Below are 22,709 nucleotides of genomic sequence, written 5' to 3'. Positions count from 1 at the left end.
AGGCACGCCACGGCCAGGCGGTCCGGCGTCACTGCGGCAACAGGTTGCGCGCCAGCAGCCAGCTACGGGCGTTTTCCGCGTCCTGCTCGAACCAGGCGCGCGTGGATCCCAGCCGGTAGGTGTAGCCCCAGGTGTCCATGTCGGTCATCAGGCGCGCGCTGCCCACGCCCGGCAACTGCTCGGCCAGCAGGATCTGCAGGTAACAGGTGGCGTCTTCCTCATCCACCGAGTCGGTGGCGTCGGTATGCACGGCTGCGCGTTTGTCGGCCGGCAGGACGATCAGGTGCCCGGCCTCGTGCAGCAGCGAATGCACCGGCGTGTCGTCACGCACATAGACATCGCAGCCGATGATGCCGGCTTCCGGTTCGCCCCAGAAACTGCCGGGGATCGGCGCCCCGGCCGCCACCCGATGCAGGCGCAGCCCATAACGTGCGAGCAGGGCGGTGGGGGCATCCAGGCCGATATCGCCCACGCACAACACGCTGGCTGGCTCGGCGCTGGGGCAAGAATCGATGGTCACACGCAAGGGCTCGCGGTCGGTTCGGTCAAGGCGGCACCGTGCAGACACGGTGCCGCAGGGGATGCCTACTTGTCGCCGTCTTCGGGCAAGGCGACCGAGATATCGAGCACGTCATGCTCGCCATCCTTGACCAGATCAACCCGCACCGCATCGGCGTCGATGTTGACGTACTTCTTGATCACTTCCAGCAATTCGCGCTGCAGCAGCGGCAGGTAATCCGGCCCGCCGCGGTGGTTGCGCTCCTGCGCAATGATGATCTGCAGGCGGTTCTTGGCCGTCTCGGCGGTGTTCTTCTTGCTCTTGAGAAAATCGAGCAGGCCCATGCTTACCCTCCGAACAGCTTGCTGAAGAAGCCTTTCTTCTCCACGGATATGAATCGCATCGGGCGCTCTTCGCCCATGATGCGGGCGACCGCGTCGTCGTAGGCCTGTCCGGCCGGGGACTCGACATCCAGGATCACCGGCTCGCCCTTGTTGGAGGCGTTGAGCACATCGCCGGATTCGGGAATCACGCCGATGGCCTTCAGCCCCAGCACTTCTTCCACGTCGGTGATGCTGAGCATCTCGCCGCCTTCCACGCGGCCCGGGCTGTAGCGGGTCAGCAGCAGGAAGGCCGGCACGGTCTGGCCTTGCTCGGCCTTGCGGGTCTTGGAATCGAGCAGGCCGATGATGCGGTCCGAGTCGCGGACCGACGAGACTTCCGGATTGACCACCACCACCGCGCGGTCGGCGAAATACATCGCCAGGAATGCGCCTTTTTCGATGCCGGCGGGCGAGTCGCAGACGATGTATTCAAAACCGTCGGCGGCCAGATCCTTGAGCACCTTCTCCACGCCTTCCTGGGTCAGCGCGTCCTTGTCGCGGGTCTGCGAGGCAGCCAGCACGTACAGGTTGTCGAAGCGCTTGTCCTTGATCAGCGACTGCTTGAGCGTGGCCTCGCCATGCACGACGTTGACGAAGTCGTACACCACGCGCCGCTCGCACCCCATGATCAGATCCAGGTTGCGCAGACCGACGTCGAAGTCGATGACGGCGACCTTCTTGCCGCGCCGTGCCAGCCCGCAGGCCAGGCTCGCGCTGGTGGTGGTCTTGCCAACGCCGCCCTTGCCGGAGGTGACTACGATGATTTCAGCCAAAGGATTTCTCCGAATATTTCTGTGGTTGGGCTGCGTCAGTCCAGCGCAGCGATCTTGATCTGATCCTGCTCCAGCCAGACCTGGACGGCCTTGCCACGCAGGTCCATGGGAACATCGTCCAGCACCTTGTAGTGGCCAGCAATGGCAACCAGTTCGGCGTGGAAGTCGCGGCAGAAGATGCGCGCGTCAGGGTTGCCCTGGGCGCCGGCCAACGCGCGGCCACGCAGGGTACCGTAGATATGGATGCTGCCGTCGGCGATGACCTCTGCCCCGGCACCCACCGTACTGAGTACGGTCAGGTCGCAGTTCTCCGCATACAGCTGCTGGCCCGAGCGCACCGCGTTGCGTTGCATGCGCCCAGGAGCCGGCCGCGCGGCCGGCGCTGCGGGTTCGGCACGCGCCGGCGGCGGCGGGGGCGGCGGCGGGCTCACCGCGGTCGGCTCGTATTGCGCACGGAACTTGGCCAGCAGCGGCACCCCGAGCTGCTGCGAGAGCAGGTCGATCTCGCTGGTGCCGTAGGCCAGCGCCACCGGCAACACGCCGGCATCGCGCAGACCGTCCAGCAGCGCCTTGGCCGTGACCAGGTCCGGCAACTGCGACAGCCCGCCGAAATCCAGGATCACCGCCGCGCGTCCGAACAACTTCGGCGCGCGGGTCACGCGTTCGCGCATCTCCCGCACAAGGCGCGGCACGTCCAGCGTGCGCACGCGCAGATTGGCAATGCCCACCTGGCCGATCTTCAGTTCGCCGGCCTGTTCAAAATCCACATTCACGCTCGCCACGCCTCAACTCCCCGTCGACGGGTTGTCGGCGGCGGCATGACGTGGCCGGCCGACCCACGGCAACTGCTCGGGCAACTTACCGCCATAGGTCTCCTGGACCCACGGATAGCTGCACATGTCTTTCATCAGCATGCTGGCGCGCACCTCGACGTCGGCCATGGTGTTCTGGCCGACCTCGCGGAAGCCGAAGCTGCCATGGAACAGCAACGCCGCATCGGCGCCATGGTCCAGGAACACTTCGCAGGCCAGTTGCGGGTAGCGCAACTCGGTGTAGCTCTGCACATCGGCATAGAACGCACGCCCGACGCCGCCGCCGCGACGTCGGCTGGCGACCACGATGCGGTCGATGTAGAAGAATTCCGGGTGACGGTCCCGGAACCAGGCGAAATTGCTGCTGTCATGCGCATTGCCGCTGCCGAACCCGACCAGAAACCCGGCCAGGTTGCCGTCGCGCTCGGCGACGCGGAAATATTCGGCCTGCTCGTAGAAACGTTGCAGCTTGGTTGAATCCAGCGGCAGGATTGCCAGTCCGGCATTGTTGTTCAGGGCCAGGACGGAATCGAGCTCGTGCTCGCGCACGTCGCGGATAACGATCGACATTAGGACTCCGTGGTAACGCTCTCGACCCGAAATCGGATCTGCGTCGGATTATTGCATGCGTGGCCCGACGCGGCGACCCGCCATGTGCTGCCCGCCAATACGTGTGCACTGAAGGGCCGGCCGCGCCACGCCCAGGCTGCAAGGTGTCGCTGCCAAGGCGGCCGGTCCGTGCAGGGACATGCATGACTTCCGGCAAGAGGGCAGCCGCCCGGGTAACCCCTAAGATGCCTGCATGTTGGGATACCTCAGTCATACGCGCGTCCTGCGCTTCGCCGGCCTGTTCACCTGGGCGATGATCGCCATGCCGTTGGTGTACACCTACTGGCCGGCAGCCGAGGAGGGCGACCACCGCAGCGTGGCCGAAGGCCTGCTGATGTCGGCGTTCTTCGTCGGCTTCGGCGCCAGCTACTTCTGGCTGACCCGCGGCCTGAGCAGCGGCGGCCATGCGCATTGGTACGACCGGCTGATCCTGCTGCTGCTGACCATCTTCGCGCTGGCGGTCAGCTATCTGAGCGGGACCGGGCTGGGCAGCATCCTGATGATGGTGGCGGCCGGGGTGATTCCCTGGCTGCTGCCGCTACGGATCGGCGTGGCCTGGCTGGTGCTCAGCCAGCTGGCGGTGCTGCCGGTGTTCTATTACCTGCGCCCGGACTTCACCCTGTTCGCCGCGCTGATGCAGTCGTTGTTGTATGGCGGCTTCTCGATGTTCATCTTCGTGACCAGCCTGGTCGCGCGCCAGCAGACCGATGCCCGCGAAGAACAGCGCCGGCTCAATGCCGAGTTGCGCGCCACCCGCGCGCTGCTGGCTGAAAGTGCCCGCGTCAACGAGCGCACCCGCATCTCGCGCGAGTTGCACGACCTGCTCGGCCACCACCTCACCGCGCTGAGCCTGAACCTGGAAGTGGCCGGCCACATCACCGACGGCCAGGCCCAGGAACACGTACGCCAGGCGCACACCCTGGCCAAGCTGCTGCTCACCGACGTGCGCGAAGCGGTCAGCCACCTGCGCGACAGCGGCGCGATCGACCTGGAAGCGGCCCTGCGCCCGCTGGTGACCCAGGTGCCATCGCTGGACATCCATCTGGACATTGCCCAGCCGCTGACCCTGGACGACCCCGAGCGCGCCCATGTGCTGCTGCGCTGTACCCAGGAAATCATCACCAATGCGGTGCGCCATGCCGGTGCGCGCAACCTGTGGATCCAGGTGCGGCGCGATGCCGATACCGTGTTGATCGACGCGCGCGACGATGGCCATGGCGCCGACACGGTGGCGCCCGGCAACGGGCTGCGCGGCATGCGCGAGCGGCTGAACCAGTATGGTGGCCAGCTCGAGATTCAAACCCGGCGGGGTGACGGCTTCGGCCTGCGCATCTCCGTTCCAGGCGCGCCGGCACTGATGCCTGCGGCCGTGACCCAAGGAGTGTTCTGATGATCCGTGTGTGCCTGGTCGACGACCAAACCCTGGTACGCCAGGGCATCCGCTCGCTGCTGGCGCTCGACAACGGCATCGAGGTGGTGGCCGAGGCCTCGGACGGCAAGCAGGCGGTCGAGCAGATCCCGCAGATCCAGCCCGACGTGGTGCTGATGGACATGCGCATGCCGGTGATGTCCGGCCTGGAGGCGCTGCAGATGCTCTCGCGCAACGGCACGCTGCCGCCGACCATCATCCTGACCACCTTCGACGACGACCAGCTGGTGCTGGCCGGGCTGAAGGCCGGCGCCAAGGGCTACCTGCTCAAGGATGTCTCGCTGGAACAACTGGTCGGCGCGATCCGCACCGTGGCCGACGGCGGCTCGCTGGTGCAGCCGGCGGTGACCCAGCGCCTGCTGTCGGGCCTGGAGCACATGCGCAACGAGTTCGTCAGCCTGGACCGGCCCGATCCGCTGACCGACCGCGAGACCGAGATCCTGCGGCTGATGGCCAGCGGCTTCTCCAACAAGGAGATCGCCAACTCGCTGGGCGTGGCCGAGGGCACCATCAAGAATCACGTCTCCAACATCCTGTCCAAGCTCGGCGTGCGCGACCGTACCCGTGCAGTGCTGAAGGCCTTCGAGCTGCAATTGGTCTGATCGGCCGCGCAGGTGGCGCAGCGTCCGGCGCGCGGCGCTGCGTCCGCTACGCCGCGCGTGTGCCAAAGCGCGCGGCGGGGTGGTCTGGTCGGTTCCGACCTGATCAGGCGCGCGGCCCGGGGCCGAAAATGGTGCCGGCAGCAATCGCATCACACACAGGCATCGCGCGATGTGCATGATAGCTGCGCGCAATCTACCCAAACCCTTGTGCAGGTTGGGATCGCGCAGTCATGGACTGCGCGGTTGCGCGGTGGATGACACCGCAAGACCGCGCTACCCGTCGCACAACTGAACATCTTTCTCGAAGCCTGCTAGGATGGCGGCTTCGCTTCACCCAACCCGGCCGTGGGATCGGCCCCGGAGACCTCCTGAATGACCCGTATTATCGAGTTCCTGATCGCCTTGGGGATCGTGGCTGGCTTGTTTGTCGTGGTGGGCTTGGTGTTGCCCTCGGAGCGGCAGATGTCCGAGAGTGTTGAGACCAACCGCAGGATGACGATTGTTTACGACACCGTGAACAGCTTCCGTCGTTTCAAGGATTGGAACCCGCTTGTGCTGCGTGACCCGAAGATCCAGCTGAAGCTGGTCGGCCCCGATGAGGGCAAGGGTGCACGCGTCGAATACAGCTCCACCGAAGGCTACATCGGCGACGGCAGCTGGGAGATCACCAACAGCGTCAAGAACGAGCGTGTTGAGATTTCGGTCGACGATCCCACCAAGGGCTACGACAAAGTCACCAACTTCACCCTTGCGCCGACTGGCAAGAACAACAAGAACGTCAAGATCACCCAGGACTACAGCGTCAAGTACGGCTGGAACCTGTTCGGTCGTTATGCCGGTCTGTATGTCAGCCGCCACGTGGGCGACGATTTGAAGCTGGGTCTGTCGCGTCTGGCGACCGCACTGGCCACCGTGCCGAATTTCGACTACCGCGCCCAGCTCGACGGCAAGCCGGTGTTGAGCGACCTCAAGCTCGTCGATGTGCCGGCCGAGGACCTGCTGGTCGTCACCGCGGGCAACATCGATCGTGACAACGAGACGATCAAGAAGTCGATCAAGGACAACCAGGAGTGGATCAAGCGCGTGATGGACGCCAACGGCCTGGAGGCTGCTGGTCCGGTCCGCATCGTGACCACCGACTTTGCCACCGACAAGTACGCGTTCGACGTGGTGCAGCCGGTCCGCAAGCGTGCTGGTGGCGCGCCGAAGACCGACCCGAAGGCCGACACCGCCAAGGCGAATGCCAAGAAGGATGACGCCGCGGCTGCCGCACCTGTGGATGCAACCCCGGTTGCTGCGGTGGGCGAGGAGTTGAAGGTCAACATCCCGTCGGAAGCACCGGTCAAGTACGAGCGCACCAAGGCCCACCGTTCCGCGTTTGCGACCTATGCAGGCCACATGGCCGGCCTGGACGCAGTGCGTAGCTCCCTGCGTGCCTGGGCTGCCACCAATGGCAGCGACGTGACCGAGCGTCCGTACGAGTCGTGGAAAGGCGGCGTGGACAAGTCGTTTACGCAGGACGGTACCTACGACGTCTACTGGGCCATCAAGTAATCGTCGTACCACGATGATCTGATCCAGACGAAAACGCGCCGCAGCCCTGCGGCGCGTTTTTTTTGCGCCACGGCGCTGCAACGGAGCCGCCCCTCATGTCTGTGCTCGAACGTCGCAAGAAACATCCCTCGCTGCTGGCGTTTTGCGGCGCCTTGCTGGCCGCCATCGCGGTGGGCCTGTCGGCCTATGCCTCACACGGGGTGGCCGATGCGCTGGTGCAATCGCGGCTGCAACTGGCAGCGCTGTATGCCTTCGGCCATGGCGCTGTGCTGACGGCGCTAGGTGCTACCGAAACGCGCGCGCTCGGCCGGGTCGGCCTGTATCTGCTGTTGCTCGGCACGCTGCTGTTTGCCGGCAGCCTGGTCGGCGGCGCGCTGCTGCACTGGCCCACCAGTCTGGCACCGATCGGCGGCGTCAGCCTGATGCTGGGCTGGGTGGTGCTGGCGATCGGCGCGTTGAGGCGCTGAGCATGCCGCGCCATGTTCGTGGATTCGATGCGGAGGCCGCCTTTGCGCACCTGACCCGGCGCGATCGCGCGCTGGGTGCGTGGATGAAGCGCATCGGCCCGATCGCCGCGCAGCCGGGTTGGCGCAAGCCGTTCGATCCGGTGGATGCGTTGGCGCGCGCGATCCTGTTTCAGCAACTCAGCGGCAAGGCCGCATCGACGATCGTGGCGCGAGTGGAAGTGGCCATCGGTGCGTCGCGTCTGCATGCAGACACGCTCGGTCGCATCGATGACGCAGCACTGCGTGCCTGTGGCGTGTCCGGCAACAAGGCGCTGGCATTGCGTGATCTGGCGCGGCGCGAACTGGAAGGCGAGATTCCCTCCCTGCGCAAGCTCGCCTTCATGGACGAAGAAGCGATTGTGCAGGCACTGATCCCGGTGCGCGGCATCGGCCGTTGGACGGTGGAGATGATGCTGATGTTTCGCCTGGGTCGCCCGGATCTGCTGCCTATCGATGACCTGGGCGTGCGCAAGGGCGCCCAGCGCGTGGACAGGCAGGAGCAAATGCCCATGCCGAAGGAGCTGGCCATCCGTGGCGAACGCTGGGGCCCGTACCGCAGCTACGCCGCGTTCTATCTGTGGAAGATCGCCGACTTCAGCGTGGCAACCAAGGTGCCGACACCGCGCTCGCAGGAGTAGGTCTTTGCATTGCGGCGCGCGCGGCTTGTCGCGCGCATTACGCCGCCGACCACCGCCAGTGCCAGGGCTCGTAGATGATGCCGTAGGGATTGTCGCGCGGATAACTCAGCCGGTAGCCAAACCGATCCGCGTTGTCGCGCAGCCACGCGAAGGCGGGCGTGGTTTCGAAGGATTCTTCCACCGGCGGCTCGCCGGGCATGCCGATATCCAACGCATCGCCGCTGTGGTGCTCGCTGAAGCCGGGTGCGGTGTTGACTGCCAGGATCTGCGGCACCGTCAGGCCGCGCGCCAGCTTGCGTTCGAAGATCGCCAGTTGGTAATCGTGGCTGCGATACCCGGACAGCGCATCCAGCAGTACGCCAGCGCCTGCAGCGTCGGCCTGCATCTGTCGCCATGCACGGCTTGCGCCGGCGCTGAGCCACAGCGGCCGTGCGAAGCGATCGCGTCCGGCAAAGTGCAGGGCTGCAGGTTCGGCTACCAGGCTCAGCCCGGTCTGCAGTGGATACGCCTCCACGTCGATTTCCAGCTGCGCCAGCCGCTGGCGCACGCCGCTGACCGGCAGCAGCGTGTTCGCACGGGCCGATGCACGCCCGCCAGGCAGCTCCAGCAGCGCCAGTGCCTCGTCCAGCCCCGGCTCGGGTGCCAGTCGCGGGATCAACGGCATCACGCCCTGCGGCAGATGCGCGGCCAAATAGCGCCCGTCGCGCTTGCGCCGTAGCACCCAGTCGGCCTGCGCCAGCACGCGTGCATCCGCATTGCCGCGCGCACGCAGCAGGCCTGCCGGCCACAGTTCAATGTCGGAGGTGTTGAGCAGAAAGCGTGGGGAGTTGCGCATCGCCGCAGCTTAGCGGGTGCTACGTGAGGGCTGCCAGTCCGGAGCGGCGCGAATGCTGGCGTGCGCCGATAGAGATGCTCCGTTGAGCAGCGGTGGGCGGATGCATACGAACGGGCACAGTCGCTTTCCTCTCAACCAATCACGCCTGTGCTTTGTTCAAGCACCGGCGTCCTTGTCGCCCTGCGGCTTCGGCAGGCGCCCGGCCTTGCGTAGCGCATCGCGCAGCACGTATTCGATCTGCGCGTTGAGGCTGCGCAGGTCGTCGTCGGCCCAGCGCTGCGCGGCGGCCAGCACGTCGGCGTTGATGCGCAGCGGATAGGCCTTCTTCTCGCTCACTCGCGCTCCCGGCGGCCGCTGTGGCGGCGCAGGTGCATCACCATCGAGACGATCAAGACATTCACGCCGACGAGCATGCCGATCACCACCGCGTAGATGCCGGCGCGGTTGTCGCCGGCCCAGTACAGGCAGGCGGCACCGATCAGGATGACCAGGCTGATCAAGGCCCAGCGCAGCCCCAGGCCGCGCGCGCGGTCGTCGTCGTCCGCACCGATGGAGGCGGCGATTGCCAATGCAGGCAAGCCGGAAAGCGCGACGACCAACGGCACCATGACATTCATTGCATCACCTCAATACAGCGAGCCGGCGTTGACCACCGGTTGGGTACCGCGGTCAGAACACAATACGGTGAGCAGGTTGCTGACCATGTGCGCCTTGCGCTCTTCGTCCAGCTGCACGACGCCGTTTTTCTGCAGTTCGGCCAGCGCCATTTCGACCATGCCCACCGCGCCGGCGACGATGCGCGTGCGTGCGGCGATCACCGCATTGGCCTGCTGACGCTGCAGCATGGCCTGGGCGATTTCCGGTGCGTAGGCGAGGTGGCTGATGCGCGCTTCGATCACGTCCACGCCGGCCTGGGTCAGGCGCTCGTCCAGATGGCGCTTGAGTTGTTCGCTGATTTCGGCCGGATGGCTGCGCAGCGAGATCTGATCGTCTTCGTGCTGGTCGTACGGGTAGCTGGTGGCCATCGCGCGCAGCGCCGCTTCGGACTGGATATGCACGAAGCTTTCGTAATCGTCGACGTTGTAGACCGCCTCGGAGGCGTCGAGCACCTGCCACACGATGACCGCGGCGATCTCGATCGGGCTGCCGTCCAGTTCGTTGACCTTGAGCCGGCCGCTTTCGAAGTTGCGCACGCGCTGGCTGACCCGGCGCTTGGCATAGAAGGGGCTGTTCCAGCGCAGGCCCGGGTCCTTGACCGTGCCGACGTACTTGCCGAACAGGCTCAGCACCGCCGCCTGGTTCGGCTCCAGCGTGTACAGGCCGGCCAGCATGAAGATGCCCGCCGCCACCACCAACAGCGCAATCAGGAACCCGGCTGCAGTCGGGCTGCTGGCCGCCATGGTCGTGAGAACGAACAAGGCAGCGCCCGCGAACGCCGCGCCGGTGGCGAGGATGACCGGGATGCCCGGCAGTGAGCTGATCGGCTTCTCTTTCATGAGGTGGGTGTCCTTGGGGAGTGGAAAAAAGATATCAAAGTGATATCAGTTAATGCAAGTCGTGCAGCCGGCGGCCATGGTGACGGCCCGTTAGAATGGCGGCCCCCTCCCGATCTGGACCGCGCTCATGACTACTCTCGGCACGCCGTTGTCGCCTTCCGCCACCCGCGTGTTGTTGCTGGGCTCGGGCGAGCTGGGCAAGGAAGTGGCGATCGAATTGCAGCGCTTCGGGGTGGAAGTGATCGCCGCCGATCGCTACGCCAACGCGCCGGCGATGCAGGTCGCGCACCGTTCGCACGTGCTGGACATGCTTGATCCCCAGGCGCTGCGCGCGCTGATCGCCCGGGAGCAGCCGCATCTGATCGTGCCGGAGATCGAGGCGATCCATACCGAAACGTTGGTCGCGCTGGAGCGCGAGCAGGGCCAGCGGGTCATCCCGACCGCGCGCGCCGCACGGCTGACCATGGACCGCGAAGGCATCCGTCGCCTGGCTGCCGAAACGCTTGGCTTGCCGACCTCGCCGTACCGCTTCGTCGACACGGCTGCCGACTATCGCGAGGCGATCGCCGCGGTCGGCCTGCCGTGCGTGGTCAAGCCGGTGATGTCGTCCTCGGGCAAAGGCCAGAGCACCTTGCGCAGCGAAGCGGACATCGATGCGGCCTGGGAGTACGCGCAGACCGGCGGACGTGCCGGTGCCGGCCGCTGCATCGTCGAGGGCTTCATCGACTTCGATTACGAGATCACCTTGTTGACCGTGCGGCATGCCGGTGGCACGTCGTTCTGCGACCCGATCGGGCATTGGCAGAAAGACGGCGACTACCGCGAGAGCTGGCAGCCGCAGCCGATGTCAGCGGCGGCCTTGCAGCGCTCGCAGCAGATTGCGCAGGCCATCACCGACGACCTGGGCGGTCTGGGCCTGTTCGGGGTGGAGTTGTTCGTCAAGGGCGACGAGGTGTGGTTCAGCGAGGTCTCGCCGCGCCCGCACGACACCGGCCTGGTCACGCTGGTGTCGCAGGACCTGAGCGAGTTCGCCCTGCACGCGCGCGCGATTCTCGGCCTGCCGGTCGGTGCGGAGAATGGGGGCGTGATCCGTCAGAGCGGCCCGTCGGCGTCGTGCGCGTTGCTCGCGCACGGCCATGGCGTGCCGGTCTTCGACAATGTCGCGCAGGCCCTGCGCGACTCGGACACCGCATTGCGTCTGTTCGGCAAGCCGCGCGTGGACGGTCACCGCCGCGTCGGCGTCACGCTGGCGCGCGCGTACAGCATCGACGCCGCGCGCGAGAAGGCGCGTGTAGCCGCTCAAGCATTGCAGATCCAGCTGGACTGAGCGCTGCGCTCGTCGTGGCGCGGTTGCGGCGACCAGCCGCAATCGCGCCATGACACAAGCAACCACCCGACGCTTCAAATCCCCAATCCCGAATCACCGCTCCCCAGCCACATCCACCCAGACCGCATGATGGTCGCTGCCTTCGGCGATCGCCGCTTCCGGCGCGGTGCTGGCGGGCCAGAAAATGCCGCTGCCGATCAAGGTGAACTGGCGCGAGGGCAGCACGTAGTCCAGCCGCATCGTGCCTGCCTGCGGCCCGAAATCGCCGGTGACCTGGTGCGGGTCGCCCGTATGGGCAATGCCTTGCGCGGCGTACTCGGCGGTTTTTTCCGGGCCGCCTGCGCTGTGCGGTGTGGGGTACTGCAGCACCCGCGGGTGCGTGATCAAGGCGCGGATCGCATCGTGCCGGCCGGCGCCGTCGACCGGGTCGTTATTGAGGTCGCCGAGAATGACGAAGCGCGCATCGGCGGGCAGCCCGCCGCAGCGGCCCTGGTCGTCGCACAGCCAGCTGGCATCTGTGGGGTTGTCCAGATACTCGCGCCATAGCCGCAGCTCGTCGTGGTTGCGGGCGACGTTGCGCTTCTCGGCGCCATCGAACACCGGCGGGGTGGGGTGCGACACCAGCGCGTGCACCACGCCCAGCGGCGTGCGCACCGGCACGTCCCAGTGCGATTTGGACGACAGCCGCAGCTGCGCCCAAATCGCGTCGCTATAGAACGATTGTGTGCTGGACGGGTCGGTCGGGCGCAGCGCGCCCGGCAGCGCGCTCCATTTCAGCAACTGGAAACTGCGCACCGCCTGTGCGTCGATCGGGTAGCGCGACAGCACCAGCATGCCGTACTGGCCGGGATGCAATCCGTAGCCCCAGGCATCGTTGCCGCGGGTGCGGCCATCGCCACCGATGCTGCCGTTGTTGTCCAGATCCAGGCCGCTGGGCACGCCGGTATTGACCGGGGCCAGATAGCGATACGGATAGCGCAACGCTTCGCCGCCGCCCGGCTGGGCGACCTGCAGATAGCGCTGCTGGAACAGATCGGCGGCGCGGTGCTCGGGGTCGAAGTCGAACTCGTTGAGCAGCACCAGATCCGGACGCACCCGCTGCAGCACCGCGGCGATCTTGCGCGCATGCGCGCTGTCGCCCTGCAGTTCGCGCACCAGGCCGCCGGCCTGGTCGGAATACAGGGAGGTGTTGTAGGTCGCGATGCGTAGCTGGGTTGGCGCGGACGTGGCAGTCGCCTTTGAGCTCGTCTCCGGGGAGGTCGCGTGATGTGCGCAGGCGGCGCAGAGCGCGGTCAGCGCAAGCAGTAAGAGAGGTCTGATCATCGCGACATTCTCGCATGTGCAAGACGACAGGCCGATGTCGTCCCGGCGGGGTTCAACCTTCCGGTGCGGGGGCGGGAAGCGCACGCCATTGGCGGCCGTCGTAGGCCTCCAGCGCGCTGAAGCGGCGCTTGTAGTTCATCTTGGCATGGCCGTCGATCCAGTAGCCCAGATACACATGCGCGCGGCGCTCGCGTTGCGCCCACTGGATCTGCTGCAGGATCGCAAACGTGCCCAGGCTGCGCGCAGTGGCATCCGCTGCGTAGAACGTATAGACCGCCGACAATGCATGCTCGGTGACATCGGTGACCGCAACGGCGAGCAGTCGCCCCGGCGCGTGGGCCACTGCGGGTTCGCGGATTTCCAGAAAGCGTCCATGTGACCAGCCACCGATCAGGAACTGGTCGAATTCGGTAGCGCCATGTTCGTCCATGCCGCCGCCGGGATGGCGGCGCTTGAGGTACTGCCGGTACAACGCGAGTTGTTCGTCGGTGCGTTCGGTGGCGACCACGCGTACCACCAGGTCCTGGTTGCGCGCCAGGCAACGCCGCTGGCTGCGATCGGGCCGGAACGCATCCACCGCAATGCGCACTGGCACGCAGGCGCGGCAACGTTCGCAATGCGGCCGGTAGACCAGATCGCCGGAGCGACGAAATCCCCATGCCAATGCCTGCGGATAGATCGCGCCCAGACGCGGATCGTGTGGATCCAGCACCAGGTCGCGCGCGCGGCGGTCGGACCAGTAGCCACAGGCATGCTCGCCGGTCTGGAACAGGCGCAGGTCGTCATGGGTGTCGGCGTGGATGGCCATGGCGTCAGGATAGCGCCTGCGCGTCGCAACAGCGGCGACTGTCCGCCGGATGAATACGCCCGGTTGGCACGTCAACGCGCGTGCCGCTGGCTCGTTGATGTGGGTGTTGGTGGCAGCGCACGGTGGATCCGGATGCGCCACCCACGCGATGCGGCCCATGCAGGTGCCGCGTGTGGTTCCCACATCCCAGGAGTTTCTCATGACGTTCCGCAAACCGTTTCTCGCACTGGCCGTGCTGGCTGCCCTGTCCACCGGCGCGGTGTTCGCCGCTCCGCCTGCCGCCGGCGATGCGCCGCGTCCTGCCAAGCTAGACAAGAACGGCGATGGCGTGATCGATCGCAGCGAGGCCGCTGCCGACCCCAAGCTGGCCGCACAGTTCGACACGCTGGACACCAACAAGGACGGCAAGCTCTCGCGCGATGAGCGCCCGCATCATCGCGGCCCGGGTCGCGGTGAACGCGGCGACTGGCTGAGCAAGCTCGACACCAACAAGGACGGCCGCATCAGCCGCGAAGAAGCCAAGGCCGACCCCAAGTTTGCCGCGCGCTTCGATGAGATGGACATCAACAAGGACGGCGTTGTCGATCGCGCCGACCGTGAGTTGCGCATGCAGCAGCATCGCGACGCGTGGTTTGCCAAGGCCGATACCGACAAGGACGGCAAACTGAGCAAGGCCGAGTTCGATGCCGCATCCAAGCAGCGTGGCGAGCATGGCCCGCGTGGTCCGGATGAACGTGGCGAGCGTGGCGATCACGGCAAGCGTCCGATGCCGGCAAAGCCGGCCGCGAGCAACTGAGTTCGTCCAGTCGCTACGGCGTTACCCGGTCGCAATGCTGCGACCGGGGCAGCACCTGCGGCATCTGCAGGATGTAATCAGCAGCACGCAACAAGGCGCCGATTCGACCAACGGCCTCCCGCGCAAGCAGGAGGCCGTTTTTTACTGACTGGAATGGTCGCACCTGGTGTGTGCGGCGATGGCGCCACGCCGGGATCAGAGCATCCCCAGCTTCATGTAGTGCCGCACGATGGGCAGCATGACCGCCGCCGTGCTCACCAGCATCGCGCCCGGGCTGAACATGCAGCGATACAGTAGCGGTGCCTGCGTGGTGCCGCGTCGTTGCGCATCGCGTTCCAGCATCGGGCGCATGACCCGTGGCAGCACCAGGATGGTTTGATAGTTGAGCACCGCCATGCCTGCGCACAGCAGTAGCAGCGACGCCCATGCGCCCGCATCCAGGCGCTTGAGCAGCAGCGTGCTGCCCACTACCAGCACCGACGTCAGCGTGGTGATGTGCAGGAAACGACGAATCGCCGCTGCTTCGGCGGCGGTCTGCGCAAAGCGCAGCAGATACCAGCACGACCAGTACGTGCCGACTCCGGCAACCAGCACGGCGCCAGCGGCGAACAGCGACGGCATGCCGAGCCAGAGGCTTAGCGCACCGGCGGCGCCACCCCCGCTCAATGCCGAGCCGGTCAGTCCGCTCACGCCTAATTTGCCCGCGCCCCCCATGCCCGTCAGCACGATGGCCGCGCTTGCCGTCCCCGGCGCGGCCAGCAGGGTTGCCGAGGTCACCGCAGTGGCAAAGGCCACGCTGGGCGCACTGCCACGGGCGAACTCGCCGAACCGGCGCAGCAGCTCGCCGCGCACGCTGGCACGTGCCCGCGACAGGCGCTTGCGCACGGCCGCATCGCTCAGTCCGAGCAGCGAGGCGACCTGTTGCGAACTTTGGCCTTCGCGATAAAACAGCAGCAGCGTCTCGCGGCTTTCCTCGGGCAATGCAGAAATGATGTCGAGCGCGGCGATCTCTTCTTCCACCTGCAGCAACTGGTCGGCGGGCGAGGGGGCCGGGTCGGCGGCCATCGCGATCGCCAGGTCCGCCGCTTCGCCGCTGAGGGCGCGACGCCGGTTGGCGCGCAGCCAATCACGCGCCAGGTTGCGGGTGATCTGCCGCAACCACGGCAGGAAGCTGGCCGGCTGATGCAACTGTGCCAGCCGCTGCCAGGCGCGCAGGAAGGCTTCCTGGGCGATGTCTTCGCTGGCAGCGATATCGCGCGTGATCGCCAGTGCGATGGCGGTCACCGTGTTCTGGCACGCACGCACGATGCGGCCGTAGGCCTGCTGGCAGCCGGCGGCGGCGACCGGCAATTCGCGTTGCAACATCAGGTCCAGCGTGTCGGTGTGCATCGGCGCAATCCATGTCCTGGTACCAGCATGACGCAGGCGAGCACCGGATGTGACCGACGTGATGGCGATGGCGCCTGGCGCACCGCGCGGTGACCGCGCTCAGCGCGCCGGCTGGATCCGTACACGCACTTCTTCGTCCCCTGCGGCTGGCGGTTCCGTGGTGGCGGGCGCTGGCTGCGCTGTCGGCGGTGCCACTGGCGTGGCCGGGTCAGGGGCGTTGCGATGGCGCAGCACCACGAACATGGCGACCGCGCCGATCACCAGCAGCAGCACCAGCCGGATGCGCCAGGCCCAGCTGCGCGCATTGGTGCTCGAGCCGTTTTCGCCGTCGCGGAAGGTGTACTCCACATTCGGCAGGTCGCGGCGGGTGGTGTCGAGCAGGCGTGCGTCGCGCAGCAGGTCGCGGGCGCGCGGCTGGTCGTCGGCATGCACGATCCACACCGTGGGGTAGGCCTGGGCGTTGCCCTGTTCGAGATAGCTGAACTGGCCGCTGCGCTTGCTCTCGTAGGAGCGGCCGTTGCTCATGCGCACGTCGATGCCGGCGTTGCGCAGCAGATCGGCCACGCCTTCTGCGGTTTCGATACGTTGGCTGCTGAAGATCTTGCGCATGCTTAAGGGGTGCCAGCGATTGCCGAGCAGGGCGCGCGGTGAGTGCGCTTGCTCGAGCTGAAAAAAAAGAGCGGCAAGGATGTCGATCCAGGCCGGAAAGTGCAGGCGGCCATCAGCATGCCTGCGCACGGCGAACGCGGTGCAGCAATCAACATGGCGAGTCGTTTGCCGGCACGGCGATCGCGCTGCCGTCGGGCACCACGCGGATCAGGCCTTCCTGCGTGGTGCTGGCGACCAGCACGCCATCGCGGGTGAAGAACTGCCCGCGCGCCAGGCCGCGCGAACCCTGTGCGGTAGGGCTGTCGAGCGAGTACAGCAGCCAGTCGTCGGTGCGGAACGGGCGATGGAACCACAGCGCATGATCGAGCGAGGCCATCTGCACGTTTGGCGTGTAGTAGCTGATCCCGTGCGGAAACGTGGAGGTGCCGAGCAGCTGAAAATCCGAGGCATACGCCAGCAAGGCCTGGTGCAGGCCGACGTCGTCGCCAACCGGGTCGCTCAGGCGCAGCCACATCTGCTGAAACGGCGGGCGCTTGGGCGGCCTGAGTTCGTCGCGCGGGAGTACATGGCGAAACTCGAACGGACCGCCACGCGACAGCCAGCGCTGTACCTTGGCAGGCAGGGTCTCCAGCACTTCCGCTGCCAGCGGCGGGGTGGGTTCGATGTCTTCGGGCGGCGGCACCACCGGCATCACCGACTGATGTTCGGCGCCGTCCTCGCGCTGCTGAAACGAGGCCGCGCAGAAAAAGATCACCTTGCCGTGCTGGATTGCGGTGACCCGGCGCACCGAAAAACTGCCGCCATCGCGGGTGCGGTCGACGTCGTAGACGATCGGGTGGTCGATATTGCCGGCGCGCAGGAAGTAGGCATGCAGGGAATGCGCCTGGCGGCCATTGTCCACGGTGGCTTGCGCTGCGGCCAGCGCCTGGCCCAGCACCTGTCCGCCGAATACGTACTTGGTGCCGATATCGCGGCTCTGGCCGCGAAACAGGTTGTCCTCCAGGCGCTCCAGCGACAGCAGGCTGATCAGTTCGGAGACGACGGGTTCGGCAGTGGCGGACAAGGGGCGGACCTGGGCGTGCGATGGACCGCGATTATAGCGGGCCGTCTCGTGTGCACCGTGCCGGGAGCCGGCGTCAGGCCTTCTGCAGCCGCGCGACCAGGCCATGCAGGGCGGCCTGCGCATCCGGCGCGTACCAGCCATCGATGAAGCGTTCCAGCTGGATCAGTTCGGGCGCCAGCGCCGCGCGCAGATCGGCGCGCGCAATCGCACGCGTGGCCAGCATCGGCTGGCGCGGCACCTGCTGCAGGTCCTGTAGCCAGGCTACCGCGCGCGCGGTGACCAGATCGCCATCGACCAGCTCGTCGACCAGGCCGATCGTGACCGCCTGCTCGGCCGGCAGCAGCTGCCCGGAGATCAGCAGGCGTTCGGCGCGGTGCGCCCCGACCACGCGGCGCAACAGGCGCTGGATGCCTTCGGGCGCGGCCAGGCCTACCTGCACCTCGTTCAAGCCGATCGCATAGGGTTTTGCGGTATCTGCGCTGCGCGCCATCACCCGGTAGTCGCAGCACAGTGCCAGCACGCAGCCACCGGCCGGCGCATGCCCGCCGATGGCCGCGACCACCGGCACGCGGCTGTTGGCCAGCGCCTGCGCGGCCTCGAAGAAGGCCGTCCAGCTGGCCAGCAACGCGGCGCGGTCGGTGCCGTGCGAGAGCAGCTGCGGTACGTCCATGCCACCGGAAAAGATCCGCTCGCTGCCCGACAGCACGATGCCATCGGTCTCCTCGCCGGCCTGCTGCACCGCAACGCTCAAGGCCTGGCACAGCGCGCTGTCCAGTGCATTGACCGGCGGGCGTGCCAGACGGATTTCGCGAAGACGGCCATGGTCTAAGATCTGGATGCTCATTCGGGGCTCCTGGAGGTCGGGTCATGATAGACGGCAGTCGAAGCAGGCAGCGCATGTGCGGACGCGTGCTGCTCGGTGCATGGGTGATGCTGGCAAGTGCAGGCGCTGGCGCGCAGTGCCTGGCCGAGTTCAAGGACGGCTGGATCCGCATTCCGCCACCCGGTGGCATGGGCATGGCGGCGGGATTCGGGCAGTTCCACAACGGCTGTGCGCAGCCTCTGACGGTCACTGCGGCCAAGAGCAGTGCGTTTGCCGATGTGTCCATCCACGAGACCACGCAGAACAACGGCGTCAGCCGCATGCGCGCGGTGCCGGAGCTGGCGTTGCCGGCCGGCAGGTCGGTGCCGCTTGCGCCGGGCGGCCTGCATCTGATGCTGATGGAAGCGCGTGCGCCGCTGCAGGAAGGCGCGCAGGTGCCGGTGACCTTTACCTTGCAGGATGGTCGCGAGATCAAGGCCACGCTGCAGGCGCACAAGCGCGCGCCGGGTTCGTAAACGCGCGTAGTGCGTGGCCAAGCGGAGGCTGCGTCCTGCAGTGTTTGCCGAGCCCACTGTGCGATGTTGCCGATCAAACGCGATGCGTGGTGGCGAGCAGGCTTCCACTTCATTGTGTCGGTCTGGTCCCGATCACGCGGGCTGCCGGTGGTATCGCGCAGCGGCACACAGGAGCGCTGCAAACAGAAACGGCGGCTCCCGGAAGAGCCGCCGTCGTCGTATGGCGCTGAAGATCCAGCGCGCAACTGGCAATCCTCAGCTGCTGGCAGCGCGTACCGTCTCCGGCAGCGACGCGCTCTTGCCGGTCTGCGTATCGATCCACACCACCACCACGTTGCCATCCGAATACAGTACGCCCTCGTCCTTCTGGTCGACGATGCGATGGCCGATGGTGATGCTGCTGCTGCCCAGGCGTTCGACGAACAGTTCCACCAGAATGTCGTTCGGCCATACCAGCGGACGCTTGTAGTTGACATTGGTGGCCGCGACCACCGGCGCGATGCGGTCGGTCATCGCCACGCCTTCAACGCCCAGCATCCAGCGCACGCGCGCTTCTTCCAGATACGAAATGTATTTGGCGTTGTTGACATGGCCCATGCTGTCCATGTCGCGCCAGCGCACGCTGATCGGGATGCGTGCCAACACCTTGTGCTCTTCGTTCATCAGCTTGCCTTCTTCTTTGCGGTTTTCTTGGCGGCGGACTTGGCGACTTTCGCCACCTTCTCCGGTTTGACCTTGCGTGGCGGGCGCGCATCGGGCTTGTTGGCCATCGCTGCCGGCCGGGTCTCGCGCGCCTTCACCGACGGCAGCATCTTGGCCAGGAACTGCCCGGTGTAGGACGCCTCGTGCGCGGCCACATCTTCCGGCGTGCCGGAGACCAGGATGCTGCCGCCGCGATGACCACCTTCCGGGCCCAGATCCACGATCCAGTCGGCGGTCTTGATCACGTCCAGATTGTGTTCGATCACCACCACCGTGTTGCCCTCGTCGCGCAGCTTGTGCAGCACGCCGAGCAGCGCTTCGATGTCGTGGAAGTGCAGGCCGGTGGTCGGCTCGTCGAGGATGTACAGGGTGCGTCCGGTATCGCGACGCGACAGCTCCTTGGACAACTTGACGCGCTGCGCCTCACCGCCGGACAGCGTGGTCGCGCTCTGGCCCAGCTTGATGTAACTCAGGCCGACATCCACCAGCGTTTCCAGCTTGCGTGCGATCGACGGCACCGGCTCGAACAGCCGCAGCGCATCCTCGACCGTCATCTGCAGCACGTCGCTGATGTTGAAGCCCTTGTAGCGGATCTCCAGCGTCTCGCGGTTGTAGCGCTTGCCGTGGCAGACATCGCAGGGCACATAGACGTCGGGCAGGAAGTGCATCTCCACCTTGATCAGGCCATCGCCCTGGCAGGCTTCGCAGCGCCCGCCGCGCACGTTGAAGCTGAAACGGCCCGGCGAGTAACCGCGCGCGCGCGCTTCCGGCACCTGCGCGAACAACTCGCGCAACGGCGTGAACATGCCGGTGTAGGTGGCCGGATTGGAGCGCGGGGTGCGCCCGATCGGCGACTGGTCGATATCCACGACCTTGTCGAACAGGTCGAGGTTCTCGACCTCGCGATGCGCGGCCACCGGGTGCGAGGCGCCGTTGATCTCGTTGGCGGCCAGCGAGAACAAGGTGTCGTTGATCAGCGTGGACTTGCCCGAGCCGGACACGCCGGTGATGCAGGTCAACAGGCCGGCCGGAATATCCAGGTCGACATTTTTCAGGTTGTTGCCGGTCGCCCCGCGCAGATGCAGCATCATCTTCGGGTTGGGCTTGTGGCGCTGCTTGGGAATCTCGATGCGGCGCTTGCCCGACAGGTACTGGCCGGTCAGCGAGCCAGGCGCATCCAGAATGTCCTGCAACGAGCCTTGCGCGCAGATTTCGCCACCGTGCACGCCGGCGCCGGGGCCGATGTCCAGCACGTAATCGGCCAGGCGGATCGCGTCTTCGTCATGCTCGACGACGATGACGGTATTGCCCAAATCGCGCAGCCGCGTCAGCGTGCCGAGCAGGCGTTCGTTGTCGCGCTGATGCAGGCCGATCGATGGCTCGTCCAGCACATACATCACCCCGACCAGGCCGGCGCCGATCTGGCTGGCCAGCCGGATGCGCTGCGCCTCGCCACCGGACAAGGTGTCGGCCTTGCGTTCCAGGGTCAGGTAATCCAGGCCCACGTCGACCAGGAAGCCCAGCCGTTCGCCGATCTCCTTGACGATCTTGCTGGCGATCTCGCCACGCCAACCCGGCAGCGACAAGCCGCGAAAAAAGCTCAGCGCCTCGTTGACCGGCAGCACCACCAGTTCGGGCAGCGGGCGGTCGGCGACGAACACGTTGCGCGCCGCACGGTTCAGGCGCGTGCCGTTGCAGGCCGGGCAGGGCTGCTGGCTGACGTATTTGGTCAGCTCTTCGCGCACGGCCGGCGATTCGGTTTCGCGGTAGCGGCGTTCCAGGTTCGGCAGGATGCCCTCGAAACGGTGCTTGCGGGTGGTGCGCCCGCCCGCATCGGTGAAGTAGGTAAAACTGATTACCTCATCGCCGCTGCCGAACAGCACCGCCTGGCGCACCTTGGCCGGCAGCGTGTTCCACACCGCGTCCACGTCGAACTTGTAGTGCTTGGCCAGCGAGGCGATCAGCTGGAAATAATAGGCATTGCGCCGATCCCAGCCGCGCACCGCGCCGGCCGACAGCGACAGCTCCGGATGCACCACGACGCGATCCGGGTCGAAGAACTCGGCTACGCCCAGGCCATCGCAGCTTGGGCAGGCGCCCACCGGTGCGTTGAAGGAAAACAGCCGCGGCTCCAGCTCCGGCAGCGAGTAATCGCAGACCGGGCAGCTGTACTTGGACGAGAACAGGTGCGGCGCCGCGGCCGGGTCGTCCAGTGACTGCACCGCGACCATGCCTTCGCCGAGCTTGAGCGCAGTCTCGAAACTTTCCGCCAGCCGTTGCTTGATGTCTTCGCGCGGACGGAAGCGGTCGATCACCGCCTCGATGGTGTGTTTCTGGCGCAGCGCCAGCGGCGGCACCGCGTCGATCTCGTACAGCTCGCCGTCCACGCGCACGCGCACAAAGCCCTGCGCGCGCAGTTGCTCGAACACCTGCGCGTGCTCGCCCTTGCGTTCGCGGATCACCGGCGCCAGCAGCATGTAACGCTGCTCCTGGTCCTGCGTGAGCATGTGGTCGACCATCTGGCTGACGGTCTGCGCCTCCAGCGGGAAGCCGTGGTCCGGGCAGCGCGGCTGACCGACCCGCGCGTACAGCAGGCGCAGGTAGTCGTAGATCTCGGTGATCGTGCCGACCGTGGAGCGCGGGTTGTGCGAGGTCGATTTCTGTTCGATCGAAATCGCCGGAGACAGGCCTTCGATGTGGTCCAGGTCCGGCTTTTCCATCACGCTGAGGAACTGGCGCGCATACGCCGACAGCGACTCGACGTAGCGGCGCTGGCCTTCTGCATAGATGGTGTCGAACGCCAACGACGACTTGCCCGAGCCGGACAGGCCGGTGATCACGATCAGTTTGTCGCGAGGCAGGTCGAGGTCGATGTTCTTGAGGTTGTGCGTCCGCGCGCCGCGGATGCGGATGAAATCCATCGCCATGGGGGATCCGATGTCGGGCCGGCGAACCGGCAGTGGTGCGAGCGTGCTCAGCAGGAATGAGTGGCAGTCGATCAGCCTACCCGCCGACCTAGGTGAGGGCAATTGCCCCAAATGCCAGTCTGACCGGGCGCCTGTGGCGGCCGGATGATGCGTTGCACGGGTGGATCGGGCGTGGCCGCGCTCCGGCGGCCGGCAGGTTGACCCCAAACCCCGCCAGCCCGTACAATCCCGCTCCTGTCTGCCCTAGGGCACGTCAGTGCGACCATAATAACTACAGAGGAAAACCTGGTC

Annotated in this window: 25 protein-coding genes; 8 read left to right on the top strand and 17 right to left on the bottom strand. The window is 66.4% G+C overall.

Annotated features, from left to right (window positions below):
• Nucleotides 1–28: 28 nt before the first annotated feature.
• The 5 genes from XarjCFBP7645_RS15730 to XarjCFBP7645_RS15710 all read right to left on the bottom strand — a co-directional run bounded on the left by XarjCFBP7645_RS15730 (nt 29) and on the right by XarjCFBP7645_RS15710 (nt 3,037).
• On the bottom strand, nt 29–520 hold the full coding sequence (locus tag XarjCFBP7645_RS15730; RefSeq protein WP_411757903.1) for a hypothetical protein: 492 nt from the start codon (nt 518–520) through the stop codon (nt 29–31).
• 65 nt (nt 521–585) lie between these two features.
• Nucleotides 586–843, bottom strand: a complete 258-nt coding sequence (gene minE, locus XarjCFBP7645_RS15725; RefSeq protein ID WP_005994583.1) for a cell division topological specificity factor MinE — start codon at nt 841–843, stop codon at nt 586–588.
• A gap of 2 nt (nt 844–845) precedes the next feature.
• The gene (minD, locus tag XarjCFBP7645_RS15720; protein ID WP_104538267.1) at nt 846–1,655 is read right to left on the bottom strand and encodes a septum site-determining protein MinD; all 810 of its coding nucleotides are present in this window, start codon (nt 1,653–1,655) and stop codon (nt 846–848) included.
• Nucleotides 1,656–1,690: 35 nt separating this feature from the next.
• Entirely contained in the window at nt 1,691–2,437 is a 747-nt protein-coding gene (gene minC / locus XarjCFBP7645_RS15715) for a septum site-determining protein MinC (protein ID WP_104538266.1), read from the bottom strand.
• A gap of 3 nt (nt 2,438–2,440) precedes the next feature.
• Nucleotides 2,441–3,037 carry a GNAT family N-acetyltransferase gene (locus XarjCFBP7645_RS15710; protein WP_047125782.1) on the bottom strand — a complete coding sequence of 199 codons (597 nt, stop codon included), beginning with the start codon at nt 3,035–3,037 and terminating at the stop codon, nt 2,441–2,443.
• A gap of 232 nt (nt 3,038–3,269) precedes the next feature.
• On the opposite strand from XarjCFBP7645_RS15710, the gene XarjCFBP7645_RS15705 reads away from it, so the two are divergent.
• The 5 genes from XarjCFBP7645_RS15705 (at nt 3,270) to XarjCFBP7645_RS15685 (ending at nt 7,805) form a co-directional block, all read left to right on the top strand.
• On the top strand, nt 3,270–4,466 hold the full coding sequence (locus tag XarjCFBP7645_RS15705) for a sensor histidine kinase (protein ID WP_016901692.1): 1,197 nt from the start codon (nt 3,270–3,272) through the stop codon (nt 4,464–4,466).
• Entirely contained in the window at nt 4,466–5,107 is a 642-nt protein-coding gene (locus tag XarjCFBP7645_RS15700; protein WP_005990002.1) for a response regulator, read from the top strand. The genes XarjCFBP7645_RS15705 and XarjCFBP7645_RS15700 overlap by 1 nt, the downstream gene beginning before the upstream one ends.
• A gap of 372 nt (nt 5,108–5,479) precedes the next feature.
• Entirely contained in the window at nt 5,480–6,661 is a 1,182-nt protein-coding gene (locus tag XarjCFBP7645_RS15695; protein ID WP_104538265.1) for an SRPBCC family protein, read from the top strand.
• A gap of 95 nt (nt 6,662–6,756) precedes the next feature.
• Entirely contained in the window at nt 6,757–7,128 is a 372-nt protein-coding gene (locus XarjCFBP7645_RS15690) for a DUF423 domain-containing protein (RefSeq protein ID WP_104538264.1), read from the top strand.
• Between the two features lie 2 nt (nt 7,129–7,130).
• A complete protein-coding gene (locus tag XarjCFBP7645_RS15685) occupies nt 7,131–7,805 on the top strand; it encodes a DNA-3-methyladenine glycosylase family protein (protein WP_104538263.1) in 675 nt (224 codons plus the stop codon).
• A 37-nt stretch (nt 7,806–7,842) separates the two neighbouring features.
• On the opposite strand, the gene XarjCFBP7645_RS15680 is transcribed toward XarjCFBP7645_RS15685, so the two are convergent.
• From XarjCFBP7645_RS15680 to XarjCFBP7645_RS15665, 4 genes are all read right to left on the bottom strand, one after another.
• The gene (locus XarjCFBP7645_RS15680) at nt 7,843–8,640 is read right to left on the bottom strand and encodes a M15 family metallopeptidase (protein ID WP_104538262.1); all 798 of its coding nucleotides are present in this window, start codon (nt 8,638–8,640) and stop codon (nt 7,843–7,845) included.
• 156 nt (nt 8,641–8,796) lie between these two features.
• Complete coding sequence (locus XarjCFBP7645_RS15675) at nt 8,797–8,976, bottom strand: Arc family DNA binding domain-containing protein (RefSeq protein ID WP_104538261.1); 180 nt, start codon at nt 8,974–8,976, stop codon at nt 8,797–8,799.
• On the bottom strand, nt 8,973–9,257 hold the full coding sequence (locus XarjCFBP7645_RS15670; RefSeq protein ID WP_104538260.1) for a hypothetical protein: 285 nt from the start codon (nt 9,255–9,257) through the stop codon (nt 8,973–8,975). The genes XarjCFBP7645_RS15675 and XarjCFBP7645_RS15670 overlap by 4 nt, the downstream gene beginning before the upstream one ends.
• A 9-nt stretch (nt 9,258–9,266) precedes the next feature.
• A complete protein-coding gene (locus tag XarjCFBP7645_RS15665; protein WP_104538259.1) occupies nt 9,267–10,136 on the bottom strand; it encodes an SPFH domain-containing protein in 870 nt (289 codons plus the stop codon).
• Between the two features lie 127 nt (nt 10,137–10,263).
• Between XarjCFBP7645_RS15665 and purT the strand changes: the two genes are divergently transcribed.
• Entirely contained in the window at nt 10,264–11,463 is a 1,200-nt protein-coding gene (gene purT, locus XarjCFBP7645_RS15660) for a formate-dependent phosphoribosylglycinamide formyltransferase (RefSeq protein WP_104538258.1), read from the top strand.
• A 93-nt stretch (nt 11,464–11,556) separates the two neighbouring features.
• On the opposite strand, the gene XarjCFBP7645_RS15655 is transcribed toward purT, so the two are convergent.
• Both XarjCFBP7645_RS15655 and XarjCFBP7645_RS15650 read right to left on the bottom strand, forming a co-directional pair.
• Nucleotides 11,557–12,786 (bottom strand): endonuclease/exonuclease/phosphatase family protein, encoded by a 1,230-nt coding sequence (locus XarjCFBP7645_RS15655; protein WP_258079568.1) that lies wholly within the window; start codon nt 12,784–12,786, stop codon nt 11,557–11,559.
• A 52-nt stretch (nt 12,787–12,838) separates the two neighbouring features.
• Nucleotides 12,839–13,753, bottom strand: a complete 915-nt coding sequence (locus XarjCFBP7645_RS15650; protein ID WP_104538256.1) for an arginyltransferase — start codon at nt 13,751–13,753, stop codon at nt 12,839–12,841.
• On the opposite strand from XarjCFBP7645_RS15650, the gene XarjCFBP7645_RS15645 reads away from it, so the two are divergent.
• Nucleotides 13,644–14,390 carry an EF-hand domain-containing protein gene (locus XarjCFBP7645_RS15645; protein ID WP_258079567.1) on the top strand — a complete coding sequence of 249 codons (747 nt, stop codon included), beginning with the start codon at nt 13,644–13,646 and terminating at the stop codon, nt 14,388–14,390. The genes XarjCFBP7645_RS15650 and XarjCFBP7645_RS15645 overlap by 110 nt on opposite strands.
• Before the next feature lie 195 nt (nt 14,391–14,585).
• On the opposite strand, the gene XarjCFBP7645_RS15640 is transcribed toward XarjCFBP7645_RS15645, so the two are convergent.
• The 4 genes from XarjCFBP7645_RS15640 to XarjCFBP7645_RS15625 form a co-directional block, all read right to left on the bottom strand.
• Nucleotides 14,586–15,779 (bottom strand): RNA polymerase sigma factor, encoded by a 1,194-nt coding sequence (locus XarjCFBP7645_RS15640; protein ID WP_104538255.1) that lies wholly within the window; start codon nt 15,777–15,779, stop codon nt 14,586–14,588.
• A 99-nt stretch (nt 15,780–15,878) separates the two neighbouring features.
• Nucleotides 15,879–16,388 carry a pathogenicity-like protein gene (locus XarjCFBP7645_RS15635; protein ID WP_104538254.1) on the bottom strand — a complete coding sequence of 170 codons (510 nt, stop codon included), beginning with the start codon at nt 16,386–16,388 and terminating at the stop codon, nt 15,879–15,881.
• Between the two features lie 148 nt (nt 16,389–16,536).
• A complete protein-coding gene (gene tesB, locus XarjCFBP7645_RS15630; protein WP_104538253.1) occupies nt 16,537–17,451 on the bottom strand; it encodes an acyl-CoA thioesterase II in 915 nt (304 codons plus the stop codon).
• A gap of 73 nt (nt 17,452–17,524) precedes the next feature.
• Nucleotides 17,525–18,295 (bottom strand): enoyl-CoA hydratase/isomerase family protein, encoded by a 771-nt coding sequence (locus XarjCFBP7645_RS15625; protein ID WP_104538252.1) that lies wholly within the window; start codon nt 18,293–18,295, stop codon nt 17,525–17,527.
• 53 nt (nt 18,296–18,348) lie between these two features.
• Here XarjCFBP7645_RS15625 and XarjCFBP7645_RS15620 point away from each other — a divergent pair, with 53 nt between their 5' ends.
• On the top strand, nt 18,349–18,789 hold the full coding sequence (locus tag XarjCFBP7645_RS15620; RefSeq protein ID WP_104538251.1) for a copper chaperone PCu(A)C: 441 nt from the start codon (nt 18,349–18,351) through the stop codon (nt 18,787–18,789).
• A gap of 255 nt (nt 18,790–19,044) precedes the next feature.
• Here XarjCFBP7645_RS15620 and XarjCFBP7645_RS15615 read toward each other — a convergent pair whose 3' ends face one another.
• On the bottom strand, nt 19,045–19,452 hold the full coding sequence (locus XarjCFBP7645_RS15615) for an acyl-CoA thioesterase (RefSeq protein WP_104538250.1): 408 nt from the start codon (nt 19,450–19,452) through the stop codon (nt 19,045–19,047).
• Complete coding sequence (gene uvrA / locus XarjCFBP7645_RS15610; protein WP_104538249.1) at nt 19,452–22,418, bottom strand: excinuclease ABC subunit UvrA; 2,967 nt, start codon at nt 22,416–22,418, stop codon at nt 19,452–19,454. The genes XarjCFBP7645_RS15615 and uvrA overlap by 1 nt, the downstream gene beginning before the upstream one ends.
• Nucleotides 22,419–22,709 lie beyond the last annotated feature (291 nt).

This window comes from Xanthomonas arboricola (assembly GCF_002940665.1).
GTDB lineage: Bacteria > Pseudomonadota > Gammaproteobacteria > Xanthomonadales > Xanthomonadaceae > Xanthomonas > Xanthomonas arboricola_B.
The sequence above is the reverse complement of the archived record's forward strand: the minus strand, read 5'-3'. Positions and strand labels throughout refer to the sequence as shown.

Excerpts from the sequence above, each read along its gene's own strand:
- XarjCFBP7645_RS15625 (WP_104538252.1), bottom strand. The coding sequence starts at position 18,295 with ATGAGCATCCAGATCTTAGACCATGGCCGTCTTCGCGAAATCCGTCTG.
- XarjCFBP7645_RS15655 (WP_258079568.1), bottom strand. The coding sequence starts at position 12,786 with ATGATCAGACCTCTCTTACTGCTTGCGCTGACCGCGCTCTGCGCCGCC.
- XarjCFBP7645_RS15615 (WP_104538250.1), bottom strand. The coding sequence starts at position 19,452 with ATGAACGAAGAGCACAAGGTGTTGGCACGCATCCCGATCAGCGTGCGC.
- purT (WP_104538258.1), top strand. The coding sequence starts at position 10,264 with ATGACTACTCTCGGCACGCCGTTGTCGCCTTCCGCCACCCGCGTGTTG.
- XarjCFBP7645_RS15645 (WP_258079567.1), top strand. The coding sequence starts at position 13,644 with ATGAATACGCCCGGTTGGCACGTCAACGCGCGTGCCGCTGGCTCGTTG.
- XarjCFBP7645_RS15700 (WP_005990002.1), top strand. The coding sequence starts at position 4,466 with ATGATCCGTGTGTGCCTGGTCGACGACCAAACCCTGGTACGCCAGGGC.
- XarjCFBP7645_RS15640 (WP_104538255.1), bottom strand. The coding sequence starts at position 15,779 with ATGCACACCGACACGCTGGACCTGATGTTGCAACGCGAATTGCCGGTC.
- XarjCFBP7645_RS15635 (WP_104538254.1), bottom strand. The coding sequence starts at position 16,388 with ATGCGCAAGATCTTCAGCAGCCAACGTATCGAAACCGCAGAAGGCGTG.
- XarjCFBP7645_RS15650 (WP_104538256.1), bottom strand. The coding sequence starts at position 13,753 with ATGGGCCGCATCGCGTGGGTGGCGCATCCGGATCCACCGTGCGCTGCC.
- minE (WP_005994583.1), bottom strand. The coding sequence starts at position 843 with ATGGGCCTGCTCGATTTTCTCAAGAGCAAGAAGAACACCGCCGAGACG.
- XarjCFBP7645_RS15665 (WP_104538259.1), bottom strand. The coding sequence starts at position 10,136 with ATGAAAGAGAAGCCGATCAGCTCACTGCCGGGCATCCCGGTCATCCTC.
- XarjCFBP7645_RS15690 (WP_104538264.1), top strand. The coding sequence starts at position 6,757 with ATGTCTGTGCTCGAACGTCGCAAGAAACATCCCTCGCTGCTGGCGTTT.
- XarjCFBP7645_RS15705 (WP_016901692.1), top strand. The coding sequence starts at position 3,270 with ATGTTGGGATACCTCAGTCATACGCGCGTCCTGCGCTTCGCCGGCCTG.
- XarjCFBP7645_RS15710 (WP_047125782.1), bottom strand. The coding sequence starts at position 3,037 with ATGTCGATCGTTATCCGCGACGTGCGCGAGCACGAGCTCGATTCCGTC.
- uvrA (WP_104538249.1), bottom strand. The coding sequence starts at position 22,418 with ATGGCGATGGATTTCATCCGCATCCGCGGCGCGCGGACGCACAACCTC.
- XarjCFBP7645_RS15695 (WP_104538265.1), top strand. The coding sequence starts at position 5,480 with ATGACCCGTATTATCGAGTTCCTGATCGCCTTGGGGATCGTGGCTGGC.
- XarjCFBP7645_RS15685 (WP_104538263.1), top strand. The coding sequence starts at position 7,131 with ATGCCGCGCCATGTTCGTGGATTCGATGCGGAGGCCGCCTTTGCGCAC.
- XarjCFBP7645_RS15680 (WP_104538262.1), bottom strand. The coding sequence starts at position 8,640 with ATGCGCAACTCCCCACGCTTTCTGCTCAACACCTCCGACATTGAACTG.
- XarjCFBP7645_RS15670 (WP_104538260.1), bottom strand. The coding sequence starts at position 9,257 with ATGAATGTCATGGTGCCGTTGGTCGTCGCGCTTTCCGGCTTGCCTGCA.
- XarjCFBP7645_RS15620 (WP_104538251.1), top strand. The coding sequence starts at position 18,349 with ATGTGCGGACGCGTGCTGCTCGGTGCATGGGTGATGCTGGCAAGTGCA.